The sequence below is a fragment of the Aggregatibacter sp. HK296 genome (assembly GCF_980469475.1).
The window spans coordinates 1,053,222-1,075,856 of sequence record NZ_OZ413142.1; the positions used below are offsets into that span (position 1 = coordinate 1,053,222).

General features: G+C 42.5%; 19 protein-coding genes. 7 read left to right on the plus strand and 12 right to left on the minus strand.

All coding sequences use genetic code 11. The annotated features are described in order from the left end of the window. Positions 1–14 precede the first annotated feature (14 nt). Positions 15–2,150 (plus strand): phosphate acetyltransferase, encoded by a 2,136-nt coding sequence (pta, locus tag AC30SH_RS04980; RefSeq protein WP_212510668.1) that lies wholly within the window; start codon positions 15–17, stop codon positions 2,148–2,150. A 142-nt stretch (positions 2,151–2,292) separates the two neighbouring features. Here the strand turns inward: pta and folK are convergent, their stop codons facing one another. From folK to dksA, 3 genes are all read right to left on the minus strand, one after another. Then, on the minus strand, positions 2,293–2,799 hold the full coding sequence (gene folK / locus AC30SH_RS04985; RefSeq protein ID WP_212510667.1) for a 2-amino-4-hydroxy-6-hydroxymethyldihydropteridine diphosphokinase: 507 nt from the start codon (positions 2,797–2,799) through the stop codon (positions 2,293–2,295). After that, positions 2,792–4,081, minus strand: coding sequence for a polynucleotide adenylyltransferase PcnB (gene pcnB, locus AC30SH_RS04990; protein ID WP_390882337.1), 1,290 nt, complete (start codon positions 4,079–4,081; stop codon positions 2,792–2,794). The genes folK and pcnB overlap by 8 nt, the downstream gene beginning before the upstream one ends. Positions 4,082–4,364: 283 nt before the next feature. Beyond that, positions 4,365–4,802, minus strand: coding sequence for an RNA polymerase-binding protein DksA (dksA, locus tag AC30SH_RS04995; RefSeq protein WP_006717934.1), 438 nt, complete (start codon positions 4,800–4,802; stop codon positions 4,365–4,367). 293 nt (positions 4,803–5,095) lie between these two features. On the opposite strand from dksA, the gene AC30SH_RS05000 reads away from it, so the two are divergent. From AC30SH_RS05000 to uvrC, 6 genes are all read left to right on the plus strand, one after another. Then, complete coding sequence (locus AC30SH_RS05000) at positions 5,096–7,525, plus strand: DNA internalization-related competence protein ComEC/Rec2 (protein WP_212510665.1); 2,430 nt, start codon at positions 5,096–5,098, stop codon at positions 7,523–7,525. 44 nt (positions 7,526–7,569) lie between these two features. After that, positions 7,570–9,318, plus strand: coding sequence for a lipid A ABC transporter ATP-binding protein/permease MsbA (gene msbA, locus AC30SH_RS05005; RefSeq protein ID WP_212510664.1), 1,749 nt, complete (start codon positions 7,570–7,572; stop codon positions 9,316–9,318). Between the two features lie 18 nt (positions 9,319–9,336). Beyond that, on the plus strand, positions 9,337–10,317 hold the full coding sequence (gene lpxK / locus AC30SH_RS05010; RefSeq protein WP_314885750.1) for a tetraacyldisaccharide 4'-kinase: 981 nt from the start codon (positions 9,337–9,339) through the stop codon (positions 10,315–10,317). Between the two features lie 6 nt (positions 10,318–10,323). After that, positions 10,324–10,503: a Trm112 family protein gene (locus AC30SH_RS05015; RefSeq protein WP_006717924.1), complete on the plus strand. Its 180-nt coding sequence runs from the start codon at positions 10,324–10,326 to the stop codon at positions 10,501–10,503. A gap of 1 nt (position 10,504) precedes the next feature. Further along, a complete protein-coding gene (gene kdsB, locus AC30SH_RS05020; RefSeq protein ID WP_006717922.1) occupies positions 10,505–11,278 on the plus strand; it encodes a 3-deoxy-manno-octulosonate cytidylyltransferase in 774 nt (257 codons plus the stop codon). A gap of 111 nt (positions 11,279–11,389) precedes the next feature. Beyond that, complete coding sequence (gene uvrC / locus AC30SH_RS05025; protein ID WP_212510747.1) at positions 11,390–13,219, plus strand: excinuclease ABC subunit UvrC; 1,830 nt, start codon at positions 11,390–11,392, stop codon at positions 13,217–13,219. Between the two features lie 134 nt (positions 13,220–13,353). On the opposite strand, the gene AC30SH_RS05030 is transcribed toward uvrC, so the two are convergent. The 9 genes from AC30SH_RS05030 to AC30SH_RS05070 all read right to left on the minus strand — a co-directional run bounded on the left by AC30SH_RS05030 (position 13,354) and on the right by AC30SH_RS05070 (position 22,567). Beyond that, the gene (locus AC30SH_RS05030) at positions 13,354–14,445 is read right to left on the minus strand and encodes an extracellular solute-binding protein (RefSeq protein WP_212510662.1); all 1,092 of its coding nucleotides are present in this window, start codon (positions 14,443–14,445) and stop codon (positions 13,354–13,356) included. A 19-nt stretch (positions 14,446–14,464) separates the two neighbouring features. Then, positions 14,465–15,316 (minus strand): ABC transporter permease, encoded by an 852-nt coding sequence (locus tag AC30SH_RS05035; RefSeq protein ID WP_109127896.1) that lies wholly within the window; start codon positions 15,314–15,316, stop codon positions 14,465–14,467. Continuing rightward, positions 15,313–16,182 carry an ABC transporter permease gene (locus AC30SH_RS05040; RefSeq protein WP_109860367.1) on the minus strand — a complete coding sequence of 290 codons (870 nt, stop codon included), beginning with the start codon at positions 16,180–16,182 and terminating at the stop codon, positions 15,313–15,315. The genes AC30SH_RS05035 and AC30SH_RS05040 overlap by 4 nt, the downstream gene beginning before the upstream one ends. Continuing rightward, positions 16,179–17,249: an ABC transporter ATP-binding protein gene (locus AC30SH_RS05045; protein ID WP_212510661.1), complete on the minus strand. Its 1,071-nt coding sequence runs from the start codon at positions 17,247–17,249 to the stop codon at positions 16,179–16,181. The genes AC30SH_RS05040 and AC30SH_RS05045 overlap by 4 nt, the downstream gene beginning before the upstream one ends. A gap of 174 nt (positions 17,250–17,423) precedes the next feature. After that, positions 17,424–18,185, minus strand: coding sequence for an ABC transporter ATP-binding protein (locus AC30SH_RS05050; protein ID WP_212510660.1), 762 nt, complete (start codon positions 18,183–18,185; stop codon positions 17,424–17,426). A 4-nt stretch (positions 18,186–18,189) separates the two neighbouring features. Continuing rightward, positions 18,190–19,167, minus strand: a complete 978-nt coding sequence (locus tag AC30SH_RS05055) for a FecCD family ABC transporter permease (RefSeq protein WP_314885752.1) — start codon at positions 19,165–19,167, stop codon at positions 18,190–18,192. A gap of 72 nt (positions 19,168–19,239) precedes the next feature. Then, a complete protein-coding gene (locus tag AC30SH_RS05060) occupies positions 19,240–19,665 on the minus strand; it encodes a transposase (RefSeq protein WP_212510658.1) in 426 nt (141 codons plus the stop codon). Between the two features lie 94 nt (positions 19,666–19,759). Further along, entirely contained in the window at positions 19,760–20,572 is an 813-nt protein-coding gene (locus AC30SH_RS05065) for a substrate-binding domain-containing protein (protein WP_212510657.1), read from the minus strand. 66 nt (positions 20,573–20,638) lie between these two features. Beyond that, positions 20,639–22,567 carry a TonB-dependent receptor plug domain-containing protein gene (locus AC30SH_RS05070; protein ID WP_212510656.1) on the minus strand — a complete coding sequence of 643 codons (1,929 nt, stop codon included), beginning with the start codon at positions 22,565–22,567 and terminating at the stop codon, positions 20,639–20,641. Positions 22,568–22,635: the final 68 nt, after the last annotated feature.

The window sequence follows — 22,635 nt, forward strand, 5'->3', positions numbered from 1 at the left end:
ATCGAAGGTAAATTATGTCTCGTACTATTATTTTAATTCCGATTAGCACCGGCGTAGGTTTAACCAGCGTAACGCTTGGTTTAATCAACGCGCTTGAACAAAAAGGTGCCAAAGTCGGTTTCATGAAACCTATTTCTCAACCAAATACCGGTGAAGATATTATCGACCGCACAACCTCTATCGTACGCACCAGCACCGGTTTAGAAACGGCTGAGCCGTTTATGCTAAGCGTGGCAGAATCGCTGATCGGTCAAAACCAATCTGATGTTTTATTAGAAAAAATCGTTGAAAATCATCAACGTCTTGCTAAAAACAATGAAATTGTCATTGTGGAAGGCTTGATTCCAACCCGCAAACATTCTTTCGCCAATAGCATTAACTACGAAATCGCCCAAGCACTTGATGCAGAAATCGTCTTAGTTGCGGCACCGGCCACAGAAACCCCGGCACAATTAAAAGAACGTGTAGAAGCAGCAGCTTCTCTATTCGGTGGTCAAGGCAATAAAAATCTCCTTGGCGTGATCGTGAACAAATTCAACGCACCGGTGGATGAATCCGGCAGAACCCGCCCAGATTTAAGCGAAATTTTCGATTCTTTCCAACACAGCCACAACAGCGAATCCGAGTTGGTAAAATTATTTGCACAAAGCCAGCTCAACTTACTGGCATGTATCCCATGGTCTGCTGATCTTATTGCAACCCGTGCGATTGATTTAATTAAACATTTAGGCGCATCTATTCTTAATGAAGGGGATGTAAACCGTCGTATTCGTGGTATCACTTTCTGTGCAAGAAGCTTGCCAAATATGGTGGAACACTTCCGTGCCGGAAGCTTACTCGTGGTTTCTGCTGACCGCCCTGACGTAATCGTGGCAGCGGCACTTGCGGTATCCAACGGTATTGAAATCGGCGGTTTATTATTAACCGGCGGTTACAAATTAGATCCTCAAATCAACAAACTTTGTCAGCATGTTTTTGAAAACAAAAAATTGCCGGTTTTCCGTATTGAAGGCAACACCTGGCAAACCGCTTTAAGCCTACAAAACTTTAATCTTGAAGTACCGGTTGACGATAAAGAGCGCATTGAAAACATCAAACGCTACACCAGCGAAAAATTAGATGCCGCCTTCGTTAACGGATTAGTTGAAGCTTCAAGCCGTTTACGTCGTTTATCGCCACCAGCATTCCGCTTCCAATTAACGGAATTAGCCCGTGCGGCGAATAAACGTATCGTCTTACCGGAAGGCGATGAACCACGTACAATCAAAGCGGCAATCTTATGTGCTGAACGCGGTATCGCAGAATGTATCTTGTTGGCCAACCCTGAAGAAGTAAAACGCGTTGCTGAATCTCAAGGTGTGAAATTAGTCAAAGGTATTACGGTCGTTGACCCAGCAAGCGTGCGTGAAAACTATGTCGCGCGTTTAGTAGAACTACGTAAAGCCAAAGGCATGACAGAAACCATGGCGCGTGAACAATTAGAAGATAACGTTGTACTTGGCACGATGATGTTAGAAGCCAACGAAGTGGACGGTTTGGTATCCGGCGCAGTTCACACTACAGCCAACACCATTCGCCCACCGATGCAAATTATTAAAACCGCACCGGGTAGCTCCATTATTTCTTCTATCTTCTTCATGTTGTTACCGGATCAAGTGTTGGTTTACGGTGACTGCGCTGTGAACCCAGATCCGACCGCAGAACAACTTGCGGAAATTGCGATTCAATCTGCCGAATCGGCGAAATCCTTCGGTATCGAACCGAAAGTGGCGATGATCTCCTACTCTACCGGCTCTTCCGGTAGCGGAGCAGACGTTGAAAAAGTGAAAGAAGCGACTCGTATTGCGAAAGAAAAACGTCCTGACTTACTCATCGACGGTCCATTACAATACGATGCGGCAGTGATGGAAGATGTGGCTCGTTCTAAAGCACCAAATTCTCCGGTTGCCGGTCAAGCTACCGTATTCATCTTCCCAGATCTGAATACCGGTAACACCACTTATAAAGCAGTTCAACGTTCTGCCGACCTTGTTTCTATCGGCCCGATGCTCCAAGGTATGCGCAAACCGGTGAACGACTTGTCCCGTGGTGCGTTGGTCGATGACATCGTGTACACCATTGCATTAACAGCAATTCAAGCGACACAATAAAAAAACGCTTGAAAAACCGACCGCACTTTCGTGCAAAAGAAAAGGCTTTCGTAATGAAAGCCTTTTTATTTATCAAAACGATTGAATTAACTCATCCGTTCTTTTGGCGCCAATCGCCTTTTATTTAAAGGGAAAAGTGCGGTCAGTTTTTGAGGTGAATTTCATTTTTGTGCTTCACAATCATCATTTGGTGATCGGCAAATTTCTGCACAAGCGTTTGAATTGATTGCCCATTTGGCAACGAAAGATGAGGCGCAATTTCTGCCAACGGAATAATCACAAATTCACGCTGATGCATATCATAATGTGGCACTGTCAGGCGTTCCGACTGAATAATGTGATTAGAATACAGCAAAATATCCAAATCCAATGTCCGTTCTCCCCAGCGACGCAGACGCACACGACCTTGTTCATGTTCAATGCGTTGCAATTCATCCAACAATGCAAGAGGCGCAAGTGCGGTTTCCAAACAAGCCACAGCATTCACATAATCCGGCTGATCTTGTGGCCCAAGAGGCTTGCTTTGATAAAAAGAACTCACCGCCACTAATTTTGAGTCAGACAATTCATTCATCACCTGCAATGCAGAAATCAGTTGCGCCTGAGGATTAGCAAGGTTACTTCCCAAAGCAACATACACCTTATTCATGGCTAACCTTTTTTACAGAATGATGCCGTTTACGGCGATGATATTTGCGTTTTCTCGGTTGACTCGGCAGATCTTTTACCAAATCTTGTCGTTGGGTTTCGTTGCTAAATTGATATTCATGCCACCATGCCGCTAATTCAACGGCTTCACCGCCCTCAATTTCTGCGCGCATAACCAATAAATCAAAGCCCGCACGGAATTTTGATTGCTCAATGGCACGCTGCACAGATTTTGGCGTGCGTTTTAAGAACTGCAACTGTAACGACCAAATATCGCGAATCACCGTGGTATGACGACGTGGCACGGCTAACGCATTACATAACACATCTAACAAGTCGTTAGAAGCCAAGGCATAGGCATCATTGTTATTCAAACCGCCTTCATTTTTTAGAATTTCCACTCTTTCACGCAACGGATACCAGAAAAATGCCGCAAATAAGAACGCCGGATTGATCGGTAATTTATCTGCCACACGCTCATCAGTGGAAGTCAACGCACGCAAAATCATTTTTTCTGCCATGCTGTCTTCACGCTCGGTGAAATACGTTGGCAACAACGGGAAAAGCTGTTCAAACAAACCATATTGACGTAATAAATGATACGTTTTTACGCCATGCCCGCTTTGTAATAACTTCAAGCTTTCTTCAAATAAACGTGCCGGTGGAATATTTTTGAGTAAATGTGCAAGAGATTTAATGGGCGCTTCACTTGGTTTATCCAAGAACATTTCCAATTTAGCCATAAAGCGAATAGAGCGCAGCATGCGTACCGGATCTTCCTGATAGCGGGTCACCGGATCACCGATTAAACGTAATTTACCGTTTTTTAAATCGTCAATACCGTTGAAATAATCTTTCAACGTGTTGTCTTGTGGATTGTAATACAGCGCGTTTACGCTGAAATCACGGCGTTCCGCATCTTGTTCCAAGGTGCCGTACACGTTATCACGCAACAGCATGCCCTCTTCGCTTTGCTTGGCAAGCTTTTCATTATGATGTTCTGCATGACCAGCACGGAAAGTCGCCACTTCAATAATCTCACGGCCAAACATCACGTGCGCCAAACGGAAACGACGTCCAACCAAACGACACTGACGTTGAAAAACCGCTTGGATTTGTTCCGGACGGGCATTGGTCGCCACATCAAAATCTTTTGGTTTTTTACCGAGCAATAAGTCACGCAAACAACCGCCGACCACATAGGTTTCATAGCCTTGTCGTTGTAGTTTTTCCACCACCGTCAACGCATTACGATTAAACATACGTGGCGTAATGCCATGCATGGATGCCTTAATGCTATGTCTGAAATCTTTTTTAGGTGTGTTTCTTTTATTGTGGGATGAACCCTGAGCCTTGTTTTTTACAGGTTCAGTCACTGTGATAGAGGGTCTTTTAGGTGAGGCTTTAATGTCATTTTGAGCAGCAGGATGTTTTTTGATTTTCTTGCTCAAAAGATTTTTAATATAGGTAAAGATAAGACATCTCCGTTTATCAGAAAAATAATGTGAAAGTGCGGTCGAAAAATAAGGTGTTTTTTGACCGCACTTTTATCTGTTTTGAGTCGAATTAACCGACCATTTGTTTTTCGCGAATTTCCGCTAATGTTTTGCAGTCGATACACAAATCTGCTGTCGGACGCGCTTCTAAACGTTTAATCCCAATTTCCACGCCACAAGAATCGCAATAGCCGAAATCGTCTGTATCCAATTTTTTCAACGTATTTTCGATTTTCTTCATTAATTTACGTTCACGATCGCGAGCACGTAATTCCAAACTGAACTCTTCTTCTTGTGTCGCGCGGTCAGCTGGATCCGGGAAGTTAGCCGCTTCATCTTGCATATGAGCAACGGTCCGAGATGCTTCATCTCTAATTTGATCATGCCAGGCTTGAAGGATTTTTTTGAAATGTAGCACTTGGTGCTCATTCATGTATTCTTCACCTTTCTTTTCTTTGTAAGGCTCAACGCCGGCTAAAGCCAATAAACTTAAAGACGCTTTACTCATGTGTATCTCCTAATAAAAAATTCATCCATTTCATAGTGTTAAGCCCACAATCAGTGTCGCTTAATATGATTACTACCCCAAAGTAAAACCGATTAAAAAATGGACCCAAATTTTGAAGGCGTATAAATAGCAGAACTCACCCTATTTATCAAATAATATTTGCATATCCATTCAGTTTTTTAAGGTTTTTTTTTATTTTTGTGATTTAGATTCCAATATTTTTGAAGACTTATTTTCCCTCCCTTGAAATTCTTTCATAGTCCCTGCCATGGAATAAAAGTGCGGTAAAAAATGTGGGTGTTTCGTTAGATAAATTTGCGGGAAGTTTAATTGTAAGCAGTATCACTTTGGTGTTTTTACCCGAGTCGTTTTTAGTCTCTTGGCAAACAGCACTTTATTTATCCCTTCTTTTATGTCCGCTCATTTTGCTTGCCCGACGTTTATCCTGTCATAAAACGAAATACTCGCTTCTTTGGTTGCTTTTGTTCACGCTCAATCTGGCTTATGCGCATCAGCCAGCAATACAGTTGCTAACACAAGCGGATGATATTGCCCGTTTGCCGAAAACCATTCATACCGAATTTACCGTGGAAGAGATCCTGCATCAGCAACAATATCAAACCGTAGTTATCCGTGTGAAACTTGCGGATAATCAGCCAGAACAACGTCTTTACGCCAATTGGAAACTTAAACAAAACGTGAATATTGGCGAACGTTATGTGGGAGAGTTGCGCCTTCGCCCTATTTCCTCACGGCTCAATAAAGACGGGTTTGATCGCCAACAATGGTACTTCAGCAAACGCATCACTGCGTGGGCAGAAGTGAAAAGTGCGGTCAAAATAGATCACGTTTTTTCATGGCGGCAAAGCGCACTTCATCATGCGCTCAAGCAAACAGAACCGTTATCTCAACAAGGGTTGTTATTAGCACTTGGTTTTGGCGAACGGGCATGGCTTGAAAACGCCACATGGCAAATTTATCAAAAAACCAATACGGCACACTTGATTGCTATTTCAGGATTACATATCGGTCTGGCGATGATGTTAGGCTTTGCCTTGGCGCGCTTACTCCAATTTACGTTTCCAACCCATTACATCACCCCAACCTTTCCGATTTTCTGCGGCATGATTTTAGCCCTGCTTTATAGTCAACTTGCAGGGCTTGCCATTCCTACGTTACGTGCCATGATTGCCCTCGCTTTACTCTACGCTATTCAGCATTTAAGACTGCATTGGACGGTGTGGCAACTGTTATTGCGAGTGGTCGCACTACTGATTTTTATCGATCCGCTCATGTTGCTTTCCACCAGTTTTTGGCTATCTGTCGGCGCGGTCACCTGTTTGATTATTTGGTATCAATGTTTTCCGCTGTCCTTATTACACTGGCGTGGAAAATCACTCAGCCACTCGCTTTGGGGAAAAGTGCGGTACGTTTTCGGTTTATTTCATTTGCAACTTGGTTTGCTTTGGTTATTCACGCCGATTCAATTATTCTTTTTCAACGGCATTTCCTTAAACAGTTTTATTGCTAATCTTATTGCCGTGCCACTTTATAGCTTCATTTTAGTGCCATTGGTGCTGTTTGCTGTGCTCACCCAAGGCAGTTGGAACACCTGGTGGCTTGCCAATGATCTGGCAGAAAAAATCACCGCACTTTTAGCCCCGTTGCAGGATCATTGGCTGGCTATTTCTCTTCCCCATAGTTTATGGATAACACTCGTTTTAACCTGCCTGTTTTTAGGCTTGCTTCATTACGTTTATAAACCCCAGAAACCTCTTTCTTCTACATTGGAATTAGCAAAACTCACTCGTTTAAAGGGATTTCACCTCGCTGCTGAACGCACCTTAAGTTTTCCCTTACAAAAGACAATTTACGGGTTAGGTTGCGGATTGATTGTATTTTGCGGCACCACATTGGCTTACCACTACCTTTCCCGCCCAAATTGGCAATTGGATACCTTAGATGTGGGGCAAGGGTTAGCGACATTGATCGTGAAAGATGGCAAAGGCATGCTGTACGACACCGGCTCAAGTTGGGAAAGCGGCAGTATGGTGCAGTTAGAAATTCTGCCTTATTTACAGCGACAAGGCATTCAGCTGGAATGGTTGATTTTAAGTCATGATGACAACGATCATTCGGGCGGTGCCCGTGCGATGTTGAGCGCTTATCCCGACATTCAACTGACCACCGCTTCGCAAAAACGTTATGGCGAAAAAAACACGGAAGAAAACGACCGCACTTTTTGCCTTGCCGGTAAACAATGGACATGGCAAGGATTATATTTTACTGTGCTCTCCCCAAACAACATCGTGCCCCGTGCGGAAAATCCCGATTCCTGCACACTGTTGTTAACGGACGGCAAATACAATATTTTACTGACCGGTGACGCGGATCTCAGCGTGGAATACAAAATTCTGCCAAAGCTGAATAAAATCCATGTACTACAAGTGGGACACCACGGCAGTAAAACCTCGACAGGAGAAGCATTGGTACATCACACACGGCCGGACATTGCGCTGATTTCCAGCGGGCGTTGGAATCCCTGGCACTTTCCAAACAACGAGGTTATGGCAAGGCTAAAGCAGCAAGGCACACAAAGTTACAATACGGCAGAAACAGGTCAAATCAGTTTGTTATTTCATGAAAATAAAATAGAAATTCAAACTGCTCGGGCTGAATTTTCGCCATGGTATCGCAGATTAATTGGCTTGAAGGGCAAATAAAGGTACAATGCGCCATTATTTTTGACCCAAAGACAGAAATTATTATGCAAGATCAAGATCTTTCTACTATGCAAACCTTTAAGCGTCTGTGGCCAATGATTAGTCCGTATAAAGCCGGTTTGATTGTTTCCGCTGTTGCCTTAATTCTCAACGCCCTAACCGACTCCGGCTTAATTTTCCTACTCAAACCCTTATTGGATGAGGGCTTTGGTAAAGCAGACGCATCATTTTTAAAATACATGTCTGTCTTTGTTGTGTTAATCATTATCTTACGCGGCGTGTCCAGCTTTATTTCCAACTATTGCTTGGCTTGGGTTTCCGGTAAAGTGGTGATGACCATGCGTCGCCGTTTATTCAAACATTTAATGTTTATGCCGGTCAGTTTTTTTGATAAAAACGCTGCCGGAAAACTCCTTTCCCGCATCACTTATGACTCTGAAATGATCGCCAGCGCCTCTTCCGGATCATTGATTACCATAGTGCGTGAAGGCGCTTATTTAATTTCTCTTCTTTGCGTCATGCTTTATACCAGCTGGCAACTCTCTTTGGTGCTTTTTGTTATCGGGCCAATCATCGGCATTTTGATCAGCATGGTTTCTAAAAAATTCCGCAATTTAAGCCGTAACATGCAAAACTCCATGGGGGATTTAACCTCAACGGCAGAACAAATGTTAAAAGGACATAAAGTGGTACTGTCTTTCGGTGGCCAAATTATTGAAGAAGAACGTTTCAATCACGTCAGCAATGATATGCGCCGTAAAGGCATGAAAATGACGGCAGCAGATGCCATTGCCGATCCTGTGGTACAAATCATTGCCTCGTTTGCCCTTGCTGCCGTGTTATACCTCGCGAGTTTCCCTTCCATCATGGATCAAAACTTAAGTGCGGGGACATTTACCGTTGTTTTCTCTTCCATGCTTGCCTTAATGCGCCCGTTAAAATCCTTAACTAACGTTAACGCCCAATTCCAACGCGGTATGGCAGCCTGTCAAACCTTGTTCGGCATTTTAGACATGGAAACGGAAAAAGACACCGGTACGCATAAAGCAGACAAGGTAAAAGGCGATCTTGAATTTAAAAATGTCACCTTTCGCTATGAAGGAAAAGAAGAACTTGCCTTGGACAATATTTCTTTCCACATTCCTCATGGCAAAACTGTGGCATTGGTGGGGCGTTCCGGTTCCGGTAAATCTACCATCGCTAATTTAGTGACCCGTTTCTATGATGTTACTCAAGGTGAAATTTTGTTAGATGGCGTGAATATTCAAGATTATCGTCTATCGGATTTACGCGAAAATTGTGCCGTTGTCTCCCAACAAGTGCACTTATTCAACGATACCATCGCCAATAACATCGCTTATGCAGCGAAAGATAAATATAGCCGTGAAGAAATCATTAACGCAGCAAAAGCGGCTCATGCCATGGAATTTATCGAACATTTAGAACATGGTTTGGATACCGTTATCGGCGAAAATGGCGCCAGCTTATCCGGCGGTCAACGCCAACGTTTAGCTATTGCTCGTGCGTTATTGCGTAATTCACCGGTGTTAATTTTAGATGAAGCGACCTCCGCTTTAGATACGGAATCCGAGCGTGCGATTCAAGCCGCATTGGAAGAAATTCAAAAAGATCGTACCGTTTTGGTGATCGCGCATCGTTTATCCACCATTGAAAAGGCTGACGAAATTCTTGTCGTTGAAAACGGACAAATTAAAGAACGCGGCAACCACCAAGCCCTATTGGCACAAGGCGGTGCATATAAACAATTACACGGCATGCAGTTCAGTCAATAATTAATCTAAGGAGAAAGTATGCAGTTTTGGTATTCCCGTTCGTGGATCACATGGCTACTCTGCCCTTTCTCCTTGTTATTTTGGCTGATTAGTACTCTTCGTCGAGCGCTCTTTCGCTTTCATATCTTAAAATCCTATCGCGCACCGGTTCCCGTTGTAGTCGTTGGCAATTTATCTGTGGGCGGAAACGGAAAAACACCCGCGGTGATTTGGTTGGTCGAAGAACTCCGCAAGTGCGGTCTCCATGTCGGGGTGATTTCCCGTGGTTATGGCAGCCAAGCCAAAACTTATCCTTTGTTGGTCACACCGGCCAGTGATCCGGTGCAAGCCGGTGATGAACCGGTTTTAATTGCCACACGGACACAAGCGCCCGTTTGCATTTCCCCTAATCGTCAACAGGCTATTGAATGTCTATTACAACATGCACCTTGTGATGTCATCATCAGCGATGACGGCTTGCAACATTACAAATTACAGCGTGATGTTGAAATCGTGATCATGGATGCTCAACGTGGTCTAGGCAACGGTTTCTTGTTACCGGCAGGCCCGTTACGCGAATTACCAAGCCGTTTACAATCCGTCGATTTCATTATTACCAACGGCGCAGAAAATCAATACAGCGATGCGGTGATGCTCTTAAAACCACAATACGCCGTAAATTTAGTAACCAAAGCGCAACGTCCGTTAAATGAATTTAACCACGCCACGGCTATTGCCGGTATCGGCAATCCACCACGCTTTTTTGCGATGTTAGAACAACAGGGAATCACATTAAGCGAAACCCAAGCCTTCCAAGATCATCAGGCTTTTACCGTGTCTTTGTTTGATAAATTCGATAAAAATCAACCGCTCTTCATGACCGAAAAAGATGCGGTGAAGTGTCTCGCCTTTGCGCAAGAAAATTGGTGGTATGTGCCGGTAACCACAGAAATCCAAGGGAATAAAACACAGCAACTGATTCAAAAAATCGCGCAAAAGTGCGGTCAAAAATCAAAGTAAAATACCATGAACAAACAATTATTGGATATCGTGGCTTGTCCAACTTGCCATGGACATTTGGAATACGATGAGCAACATCAACGTTTAATTTGTCGCATTGAAAAGCTTGCCTACCCGATCAAAAACGGTATTCCGATATTATTAGCAGAACAGGCAGAAACATTAAGCCAATCAGAGGAACAATAACATGACCCAATTCACTGTAATCATTCCCGCCCGTTACGCCTCCAGCCGTTTACCGGGCAAGCCATTGGCGGACATTGCCGGCAAGCCAATGATTCAACATGTTTTTGAACAAGCCAAACAATCCGGTGCTAGCCGAATTATTATCGCGACCGACAATGAACAGGTGGCTGCCGCCACCAAAAATTTTGGTGCAGAAGTATGCATGACGGCAGAAAGCCACAACTCCGGCACAGAACGTTTAGCTGAAGTGGTTGAAAAACTGGCGATTCCCGACAACGAAATCATCGTGAACATTCAAGGTGATGAACCGCTTATTCCACCGGTGATCGTCAAACAAGTGGCAGAAAATCTCGCTAACTACCCTGTCAACATGGCAAGCCTTGCGGTTAATATCGACGAGCCTGAGGAGTTATTTAATCCCAACGTGGTGAAAGTGCTAACCGACAAAGACGGCTATGTGCTTTATTTCTCCCGTGCAGTGATTCCTTGGGATCGCGATCAATTTGCGCAAATGGATGACGTAGCAAAATTGCAACTGAACACACAATACCTACGCCATATTGGGATTTATGCTTATCGAGCCGGTTTCATTAAACAATATGTGCAATGGCAACCGACCGCATTAGAACACATCGAAAAACTGGAACAGCTACGCGTGCTTTGGAACGGCGAAAAAATTCATGTAGAACTCGCCAAAGAAGTGCCGGCTGTGGGTGTGGATACCACCGAAGATTTGGAAAAAGTGCGGTCGATTTTAGCGAAAAAATCACATTAACGATGAATCTCCCCTAACCCCTCTTTACTAAAGAGGGGAATTTGCTTTAAAAAAATAACGACGATAATGTTTAAAATCATTTCAATATCAAATCCGACTTAATCATTCATGATGACTTTCGACGCCAAAAAATTCCTCGCTAACGTACCGCACTTGCCGGGCGTTTATCGTATGTATGACGATAGCAACACGGTGATTTATGTGGGTAAAGCGAAAGATCTGAAAAAACGCTTATCCAGTTATTTTCGTAAGCAGTTAAACAGCAAAAAAACGGAAGCATTGGTGGCATCAATTCATCATATTGAAACCACGATTACCACCTCGGAAACAGAAGCGCTCCTGCTTGAGCATAATTACATCAAAACCTATCAGCCGCGTTATAACGTGTTGTTACGCGATGATAAATCCTATCCATATATTTTATTAACCAAAGAAACTCATCCTCGTATTACGTCTTATCGCGGCTCGAAAAAAATCCAAGGGGAATATTTCGGCCCTTATCCCAATGCCGGCGCTGTGCGTGAGACCTTGTCTTTGTTGCAAAAATTGTTCCCTATTCGGCAATGCGAAAATTCGGTGTATAACAATCGCTCGCGCCCTTGTTTGCAATATCAAATCGGGCGTTGTCTTGCCCCCTGCGTGAAAGGTTATGTAACAGACGAAGCCTATGCGCAACAGGTAAATTTTGCCCGCTTGTTCTTACAGGGGAAAGATCAACAAGTGTTGGATCATTTGGTCAAACAAATGGAACAGGCAAGTCAGCAACTGAATTTTGAAGAGGCGGCACGGGTTCGCGATCAAATTCAGGCGGTGCGCGCAGTAATTGAAAAACAATTTGTCGCCAACGATCGCCATGATGACATTGATATTATCGCCATCGCCTACCAACTTGGTGTGGCTTGCGTGCAGGTGTTGTTTATCCGTCAAGGTAAGATTTTGGGTAATCGTAGCTACTTCCCGAAAGTACCAAGCAATACCAATCTAGCAGAACTCACTGAAACCTTTGTTGGGCAATTTTATCTACAGGCACACCAAGGCAGAACCATTCCGAACACCATTATCGTGGATCAAAAACTGGAAGAAAAAGCCGATTTGGAAACCTTGTTAAGCGACCAAGCGGGGCGCAAAGTTATCATTCAAGATCATGCCAAAGGTGATAAAAGCAAATACCTGCAGCTGGCCCAAATGAATGCCAAAGCAGCATTGGTCACAAAATTGAAACAATCTACCTTGCAACATGATCGCTATGCTGCCCTGCAAGAATTACTCGGCATTAATGCCATCAAACGCATGGAATGTTTTGATATCAGCCACACGATGGGCGAACAAACCATCGCTTCCTGCGTGGTGTTCAATCAGGACGGGCCGCTAAAATCCGATTACCGTCGTTTCAACATCAGCGGCATCACCAAAGGCGATGACTACGCGGCTATGGAACAAGCACTGTTAAAACGCTACGACAAAGATTTGGAAGAAGACAAAATCCCCGATATTATTTTTATCGATGGCGGCAAAGGACAACTCAACCGAGCGTTACAAGTGTTTGAAAATCTCAAGGTAAAATGGAATAAAAACCGACCGCACTTAATTGGCGTTGCCAAAGGCGTCGATCGTCGTGCGGGCTTGGAAACCCTGATTTTAAGCAAATGGGATAAAGAATTGCATTTGCCATCGGACAGCCTCGCACTCCATTTAATCCAACATATCCGCGATGAAAGCCACAACCACGCCATCAGCGGACACCGCAAAAAACGCCAACAGCATTTTACCCAAAGTGGCTTAGAAAGCATTGAAGGCGTAGGCGCCAAACGCCGCCAAGCCCTTCTCAAATACCTTGGCGGCTTACAAGGCGTTAAAAACGCTACCCTCGATGAAATTGCCTCCGTCCCCGGCATTTCAAAAGCACTGGCAGAAAAGATTTTTGAAACATTGCAGCATTAGATTTAAATAGAAAGTGCGGTCAGTTTTCTTGGTATTTTTCAAACGAAAAATGTTAAAGAAACTAACCGCACTTTTTAGATTAAAGGCTCGCCTAAAAAACGCGAGCCAATATTTCATATCATATTTTCATCAACTTAACGCGAAATCACCTCTTTTGTGAAAGATTCCATCTCCGCTTTACGCCATGGCGTTGAGAAGAAAATAGTATCTTTCAAGCCAGATTGACTATCTAGTGGGCGTACACCAAATTCTTCACTTAATTTTTGCTGTACTTCAGGTGACGTAATCCAATGAACAAAAACAAGTGATGCTGCTGGATTTGGCGAATTTTTCGCCACAGTCACCACATTACCACCTCCTGGCATACCAAATTTTGGTACATAGAATTTTAAGCGGTCAGTAATCGCACCTTGTTTTTGCAAACTGAATAAGTGATCTTGCCATGCAGAAACAATCACCAACTCACCGTCATTTAAGCGGGTTAGACTGTCTGCATTGGAGGCGGTACGGATTAACGCATCTTTTTTACTACTAAACCAATCCCAAGTTTTTTTCCAGTTAGCAATTTGTGCCTCATCAATTTTATCGGTGCGATAATCATAGTCGCCATTAATATAGACTAAGGCACGTTGAATAAATGCATTACCGGAGCTACCACCATTCGGATCAGAATAACCAAATTTTTTCGGATTTTTATCAATATAACTTTCCATATCAGCCCAAGACTGAGGTAACTCCTCTTCTTTAATTCGCAGCGGATCATATGCCAAACCCGTTTGATTTCCCCAATAACCTACTGCTACATCACCTAATTCTACACCTTGCAAATGATGGTTGAGTTTGTCGAAATTCGGCAAATTGTTGAGTTTGACAAGAATATCATTTTTCGCCACGTTACCTAGTCGGTCCGCATTAAGTACGATAACGTCCATTTTGCCGGTTTCCAAGTTTTTCTCAGCAATTAATTTATTAATATTGCCGTCTAGTGTCCCTTCCGGCACTTTAACTTTAATGCCGTACTGGCTTTCAAACGCTTTGACAAAATTACGGAATTGAGGTTGTAAATACCATACACTTATGGTGACTTTCCCCTCTTTTTTTGCCAAATCTTCAATTTCACTCCAAGATTTACCAGTTAAATCTGTAGCCGCAGAGGCAAGCGTACTTACAGCTAAAGCTGCTGCGGTAAGACTGATAGAAACAAATTTACGGATATTTTTTTGCATAAGATTCTCCTTATTAAAATTATGCTTTTCCTGTGGATTGAGAGAGATAATTCCCTTTCAGTAATTTTTCGATAATCATCATTAAAATGATATTCGGCACCAACAAGATAATAGACACCACGGCCGCATTCGGACGAATGAAAGAATAACCGAGGAAGGAATACAAAATCGTTGGTACGGTGATGAAATCTGGTGAACCGATAACAAAAGCAATAGCAAATTCTTCGATACTTTTCACCAAACAGAAAATAATCGATGCCAAAAAACTTGGTTTTAACATCGGCATATATACATCTTTGAATACTGTAAACTTAGATGCGCCCAAATCACGACTGGCATCAATGAGGTCTTGTGGTACGGAAGAAAAACCAGCGGACAAAATCCGAATAGCGTAAGGTAAGGTAAGTACGACGTGTCCAATAACAATACCAATAAACGGATTATTAATATTTAAATCCAATAACATACGGCTGAAAAACAACGCAATAATCATACCGGGAATAACCAACGGAATCAGTGTTAATAATTCCGCTAATTTTTTACCTCTAAATTCCATACGCCCAAAAGCATAGGCGGTTGGCAGAGAAAGTAAAATCGTGATCAGAGAAACTGTAGGCGCAATGGTATAACTGTTAAACATGGCCTCCGGTAAAGACGTGGTTTCCCATACAATTTTCCAACGTTCAAAAGATAATGATTGAGGGAAAATATCCGGATAACTCCAAGGCTTTGCCGGATCCACTAATGACCAAAGCCCCGCCATTAAAAATGGTAAAAACAACCAAATAAAATTGGCAAAAATAAAGAAAGTTAAAGAAATACGTGCGATTAATCGACCATTTTTCGTTGTGATTTGTGCGGAACTGCTCATTTTACTTCTCCACGTTTGACAGCTAATGGTTTAATCAGTAATGACACTAAAATGGTGAAAAAGGCAGAGGTCAGCATAATGGTTAACGCCATGACCGCACTTTGATTCCACTCTTCAAATTCATAGGCGGACATTTGCATTAAACGCGCCAAAGAATAAGTGCTACGCGGACCGGCGATGCTATAAAAGGCAAAATCGCCCAATGCGCCGATAAAGATCAAAATAAAGGAAACTTGCACCGCACCTAAGGTCAGCGGAAAGATCACATAACGAAAACGTTGCCAAGGGCTCGAACCTAAATTCGCAGCAGCATCTAATAAATCTGTTTTCAACGAATTGACCGCGCCACCAATAAGAATTAAAGCAAAAGGAATGTTTTTCCACATTTGTAAAATCACTACCCCCCAGCCAAACTCGTCATTTTGTAGGGTTTTGGGTTCGTTCCAAATGCCTAAATAAACGAATACTTCATTAAGAATGCCGTGATAAGAAATCATATTGACAAACAAAAAGGCTGCAACCAAACCCGGTACCAACATAGGCGCCCGTAAGATGGTGATGATCGTTACCTTGGCAGGTAATTTTTTACGCAACCACATAGCAATAGGATAAGCCACGATGATGGATAAAATCGCGCCTAATAGGGACACTTTTACGGAATAAATATACGAATTTTGAAATACAGGGCTATTTAATACCGCTTTCCAATATTCCAGACTAAATTGGCTTTCTTCACCACTCATGCTGTATAAACCGAGGCTCTGCGAAACTACAATGTAGAATGTAGACCCCATTAAAAATAGGATCGTACCTAAGCCACTACACAACAAGAGCCATGCTTTCAGATCATTTTTCAGATTTTTCATTTTACGGACTCCAAGAATGTAATCGCATTACGAGGAATCGTAAAAGTAAGTTTATCGCTTAAACTTGGGCATTTCGTCAGTTGCAAACGTAATTTTTTCTCTTCATCATTACGTTTAATAACACCTTGCACTTCCGTGATATTGCCCATAAACGCGGTGTTGACAATATCCACGGTGATTTGATTTTCCACTTCCGTTTGGGCGTTTGGTAACAATTCAATGTCTTCCGGTCGGAAGCAAATATAAATCCGTTCCGATTCCGGCTTTTTCTCAGAAAACACGGTGAAATCACCAAAAATAGAACTGACCGCATACAGGTTCTCACTGATATTTTTTACATTAGCTTCTGTGATATTCGCGATACCGATAAAATCGGCCACAAAGCGATTTTTTGGGTGATGATAAATATCTTGCGGAGAACCGATTTGCTCAATCGCCCCTTTATTTAGCACGATAATTTTATCAGACATGGTTAAGGCTTCCGCCTGATCGTGAGTCACATAAATACTGGTTAAATTGTATTGCTTGGAAAGTTGCTTAATTTCAAAACGTACACTTTCGCGCAATTTGGCGTCTAAATTTGAAAGCGGCTCATCAAATAAAATTACATCAGGGCGGGTTACCATAGCACGAGCCAATGCAACACGTTGTTGTTGTCCACCAGAAAGCTCGCTTGGTAATTTTAGTTTATGAAACTCTAAATCCATTTGTTTCAAGGCGAGGTTTAAACGTTGCTTTTGTTTTTCTATATCGATTGAACGTTGCTTTAAACCATAACAAATATTGTGAGAAACGTTGAGATGAGGGAAAAGGGCATAAGATTGGAAGCACATGGCAGTATTACGTTTTTCCGGCGGAACATCATTAACATTTTTTCCTCCGATCAGAATTTCACCTTCATCCGGCACATGGAAACCAGCAATGAGCTTCAACAACGAGGTTTTACCACAGCCACTAGGTCCCAATAAGGTGACAAACTCCCCTTCCTCGGCGGTAAAAGTAATATTATTCGCCGCGTAAAAATCGCCAAATTTTTTTGTAATATTTTTAATTTCTAACTTTGCCATGTTGACATCCTTCCTGCTTGGCTTATTTGAATTTATTGATGTATTAATAAACTTGCAGGAATTGGGTGTCAATTAAATAAGCGGAAGAATCTTGGATTCGTGATAAGGATCACATTGCCCATTGAATTTATTAACATTATTAAAACAATAATGATAATTTACAGTTAGAGCATATTACGCATAATCCGTTTTATATAACTCATTACTTAACTTCTCAATCCCCATAATCTCTTTTTTCGCTTCATCAATTTCTGCCCGAATACTAAATGCGTTTGCCAAATTCTCGGCGGTTAATACGTTTGTTGTTTCGCCGTTGGCGATGATTTGTCCTTGATTCAATAAAATTACTTCGTCGCAGAATTTATAGGCTAAAGAAAGGTGGTGGATTGCAACCACGCAGGTGTGGCTGGGCGTAAGAGATTTCAATTGTTCCATAATATCGATTTGATAAAACGGATCGAGGGCGGCAATCGGTTCGTCAGCGAGCAATAAAGGCGCATTTTTAATACAACAACGGGCAAGTTGTACACGAGCTTTTTCGCCGCCGGAAAGTTGGCGAAAGGATTTTTCTAATAAATGTGAAACGGAAAATGTTTCTGAAATCGACCGCACTTTTTCTTGTTCTTTGGCTCGATTAAGCGGATTCGGTAACCCCAACGCGATAACATCATACACAGATAAATCCCAGTGAATTTCCGTGTTTTGTGCAAGGTAAGCTAATTGTTGGCTTTTTTGTGCGGCGCTCATGGTGGTTAATCTGTTGTCATCGAACCAAATTTCACCGCTTTTGATAGGCAAAATACCGGCGATGGTTTTCAGCAACGTCGATTTACCCGCACCGTTAGCACCCATAATGCCGACCAATTTGCCCTTTGAAATAGTACAGTTAATGTCTTTTAAGCCGTAAGGTTGGGAGAGATTCTCGATTTTAATCATAAAGTTACCTTGCCAATCGCCGTTGTTCTGTCAATAAAATCCAAATTAAACACGGGGCGCCGATAATTGCCGTAAGCGTGCCGATGTAAATGTGAGAGAAAAATGGCACATATTGCACACAAAGATCTGCAATTAACAGCAATAAAGCCCCAAATAAGGCACTGGTTATGTAAAGTTGTGATGGGCGTTTTTTCAGTAGGATGCGTGCGAAGTGCGGTGCAATTAACCCGATAAAACCAATAGAGCCCGTTTGTGGAATCGTTGCGCCAACAAGTAAAGCAACGCCAAAGGTGGTGATAAAAAAACTGCGTTTCGGATCGATTCCCATGGTGCCGGCGGTCTCTTCACCGAAACTGAGTAAATCCACATAACGACGTTCTCGGTATAAACAAACTAAACCAAACAGAACGATCAGCAGTGAAATCACCAAAGTGTCAAGCTTCGCCCACATCAATGAGCCTTGCAACCAACGGTAAAGCTCCGCCAATGCCCAAGGGCTTTCGGCATTAGATAACAACAACGCAATGGCGGCGCCAAGCAACATATTCACCGCCAAACCACCAAGGAGCATCATGGTCGTGCCATGATTTTTGGCAATGGCATACACCAATAAAAAACTCGCTAATGCCCCTGCAACACCGCCAAATAGCAATACCGTAAATGGCACAGAAAAATAGTAAAGAATAAGCACACTGGCAGCAGTTGCCCCGGCGCTACTGCCGAGCAAACCGGGACTTGCCAATGGATTTTGAAAAATACCCTGCATGGCATTGCCCGCAAGGGCAAGACTGGCACCGGTTAAAATCGCCAAACCAATACGCGGTATACGGATATCCCACAGCACGAGAGAACGCATATCAGTGAGCACCCCATCCGCATTTTTAAGATGCGCAAAATCGCCAAGTTGATGATAAAGGGCGATGCCTGTTATCAACAGCAAGAATGAAAAAAGTATTGCGTTTAGACGTTTTGGATTCTTCATTATTATTCCGTAGGGACAGACTTTATGTCTGTCCTATAAATATTATGAGTAATATCAGACAGGGATAAACTCCTACGAGTTATAAAATCGATCTAATTCCCACTGCAAAGGATTATTTTCAATGTATGTAGCAATTCGTTCATAATCTTTATTTTGAGAAATCATAAAACTATGGTACTGCTTTGTTACATTTCCTTTAAATTTTTTGACAATTTCTGATAACTGCACATTATCTTGATTAAACCAAATAAAATGTAAATGGTTTGGCATAATGACAAAATCCGTAAGAATACTATTCGGATAATACTTCGTTAGACTTAATAAAATTTCTTTTAATATTTCACCAAATACATTTAATTGCATTACACCATCAATAATTTCGCCAAATACACACTGACGATTTTTAGTGCAAATCGTAACAAAATAACAACCGTATTGAGAATAATCGAAAAATGGTAATCGTAAATGTTCACGGCGGCGATAAGATGACTGAATCATGTTGACCTTTTATTTTCTCTTGCTTTTGTAGAAATAAACTTATCTCTGTTCTATCAATATTTGTTATGCCATCGGACAGACATAAAGTCTGTCCCTACGATAATTTTTTCATAAGTTTCTGACTGTGAATACTTTGATTATAAATCATCTCCGCCCCCTGCCACACGCCATGATCAAAGCAATAAGTATATTTCATCGGAATGCGAAAGTGCGGTCGATTTTCAAAGTATTTTTTTAACAGCGGATGGTCAAGCAATTCCGCCTGTTCGTTATAGCTTTGTTGGTCAGTGATTTCGATTAACCCGTTGGGTTGGGCAAGCAACACTTTTTCTAATGAAAAATTTTGTGGGGTCAATGGGTATTTTAACGGCGTTAAACCAAGCAATGCTAATAGCACGTTATATTGCGGGAAAATGGGTTCCACTACGCCGGTCTCCGATAACATTAACGTATCGGTCAAGGACACATTCAGTTTGGTCTTTTGAAATTTTAATTTTGCCACCAACTGTTCCGCATGGGCTTCATTACCGGTGATTTTCCCGAGTTGCAACAGGAGTTCAAATAATTCTTCGGCGGTTTGTGGGCTGTCATTAATCGGCACAATTTTTACGCCAAGGCGCTTTAAATCGGAAACCAATTGCGGATAAAAGGTTTCATTAATCAACAGGGTTTTATCCAAATAAGGCAACAATGCGGTAAGTTGCGGTTCAAGGATAGGTTTGTCCCGATTAATTTTATCCAACATCATGCGCGGATTTTGAGAGTAAGGCGACATTGCCGCGATTTGTTCCGGACGGGCAATTTCCGCAAGCAGTCGATCGCTGCACAAGGTGAGCGACACAAATTCCTCAGCGTATGCAGAAAAGGAAAGAAAAAGTGCGGTGAAAATAACAGATGTTTTTTTCATATAACGAAGGCGGGTTTTCAGCCCGCCATGATTAAAAAATTCGGCAGATCAAAGCCCGCCTTACGATTAGAACGATCCTCTCAAGCCAACATAAACATGACGTCCGTCTTGACCATAGCCAAGGACGTTTTCGTATTTTTTATTGAATACGTTGTTGAGGTTTGCGTAAACCGTCAAACTCTCCGCCACTTTGTAGTTCACGCCTACGTTTGCCAAGGTGTAAGATGGCAATTTCACTTTATGTGTACTGTAGCTTGGTGAATAGTAGGTATCCATGCGTTTGCCGGTGTAAGACAAATTCACATCTGCGCCCAATTTTTCAGTAATCTGATAGGCTAAGCCTGTGTTGGCTAAATGTTTCGGACGGCGTGCCAATTCAATCCCTTTGCTGTCTCGGGTTTGGGTATATGTATAGTTCGCATAAGCGGTTAATACATCTGTGATTTTACCATTGTAAGCCACTTCAAGACCTTTAACCTTGCTCTTCCCATCAAGATTGACGGCACGGCTTGCATAGGTGACGGAATTAATCACTTCGCTACTAATCGCATTTTTCACGTTACGCGTGAAATAAGTGATATCAACGCTATGGCGGTGATCATCTGTTTCAAATAAGAAACCAATATCGCCCCCTAAACTTTTCTCAGGTTGTAAATTTGGGTTGCCGATATAGCGTGCGTTATAGCCGTAATATTCCGTAATTGTCGGATTTTGAATTGCTGAACCAATGCTTGCGTGTGCTTTCATATTGTTATGTAAGCGATAAGCCCCGGCAATACGACCTGTCCATGAATTTTCGTATTCAGAGCTATCAGTGTAACGACCACTCATATTCAAACTATGATCCGCATCGTGTAATAGGCGATATTCTGCCGCGACGCTTTTCTCAATAAGCTTTTTATTACCCGCATTATTGAAATAAGACGAGTTAAAATCTGTTTTTTGATAGTCTGTTAAGAAACTTAAACCTTGCGTGATGGAGCCTTCACGATCAAAATTCACATCTAATTGATAGTTCGCATTGAGTTTTTTCGCATCGTAAGCTGAGGCATAGCCAACCGTATCGCTGTCGGTTTTGATATGGCTTACGCCAACTTTATGTTTAAGTAATTCATCGCCATTACCTAAGAAACCACTTAATTTAAATAAGGTATCACGTGTACGAGTGTAATGACCTTTTTCATCTGTTGCACTGTTATCAAAGTTAGCTGTTTGACTGCTATGAGAGGTTAAGAAATCAAAGCCTTTTTGGTTATCGTCATAGCCAAAACGAAGAGAGGCATTATCACGGTGGAATTTATCACGCTCACTTGCTCCACCGGTACTGACCGCTGTGCCATCTTGTGCCGTGTAGTTAAAACGGTCTTTGCTGAGTGCTGAAATGCCTTTGGTGTGGTGGCTGTCGCCGTGTAAAGCATAATAAAAATTGTTATTTGAACCGGAAAGGGTTAATGAACCATCAACAGTGCGGTGAGATCCTGTGCCGAAATCATAGTCAACATTGAAGGTTTTGCCTTTTTCGAGGCCTTTTTTGGTGGTGATATAAATCACACCACCCATCGCATCACTTCCCCAAAGTGCGGATTGCTCACCGCGTAAGACTTCGATGCGATCGATATTGCTTAAAGCTAATCCACCGAAATCAAAACCGTAGCCGGAAACCGGATTGGCTTTTACACCATCAATAATCACGGCAGTGTGGTTTGCATCCGCACCACGTAAAAACACATTAGTTAATGTACCACGACCGCCTGAAGCGCTTACGGCAAGGCTTGGCACGGTTTTCAACACATCGCTCACATAAGTGGCGTTGCGCTCGGCAAAATCTTTTTCAGTGAGAACCGTAACAGAGGAAGCGGTTTGATCTTGGTTCACCGGTGTGGCATACGCAGAATAAACGACAACAGGATCTAATTCGGTTTTTGTGTTTTCACCGGCGAAGGCGATCGTTGGAAGCGCAAATAACATTGCAGTTGTGATAAGATTTTTTTTCATGGTTAGGTTTCTTTAAGTTAGAAAATGTGATTTGCCATCAAAAATGGCGCTCTTTTTTAGGCGCCACA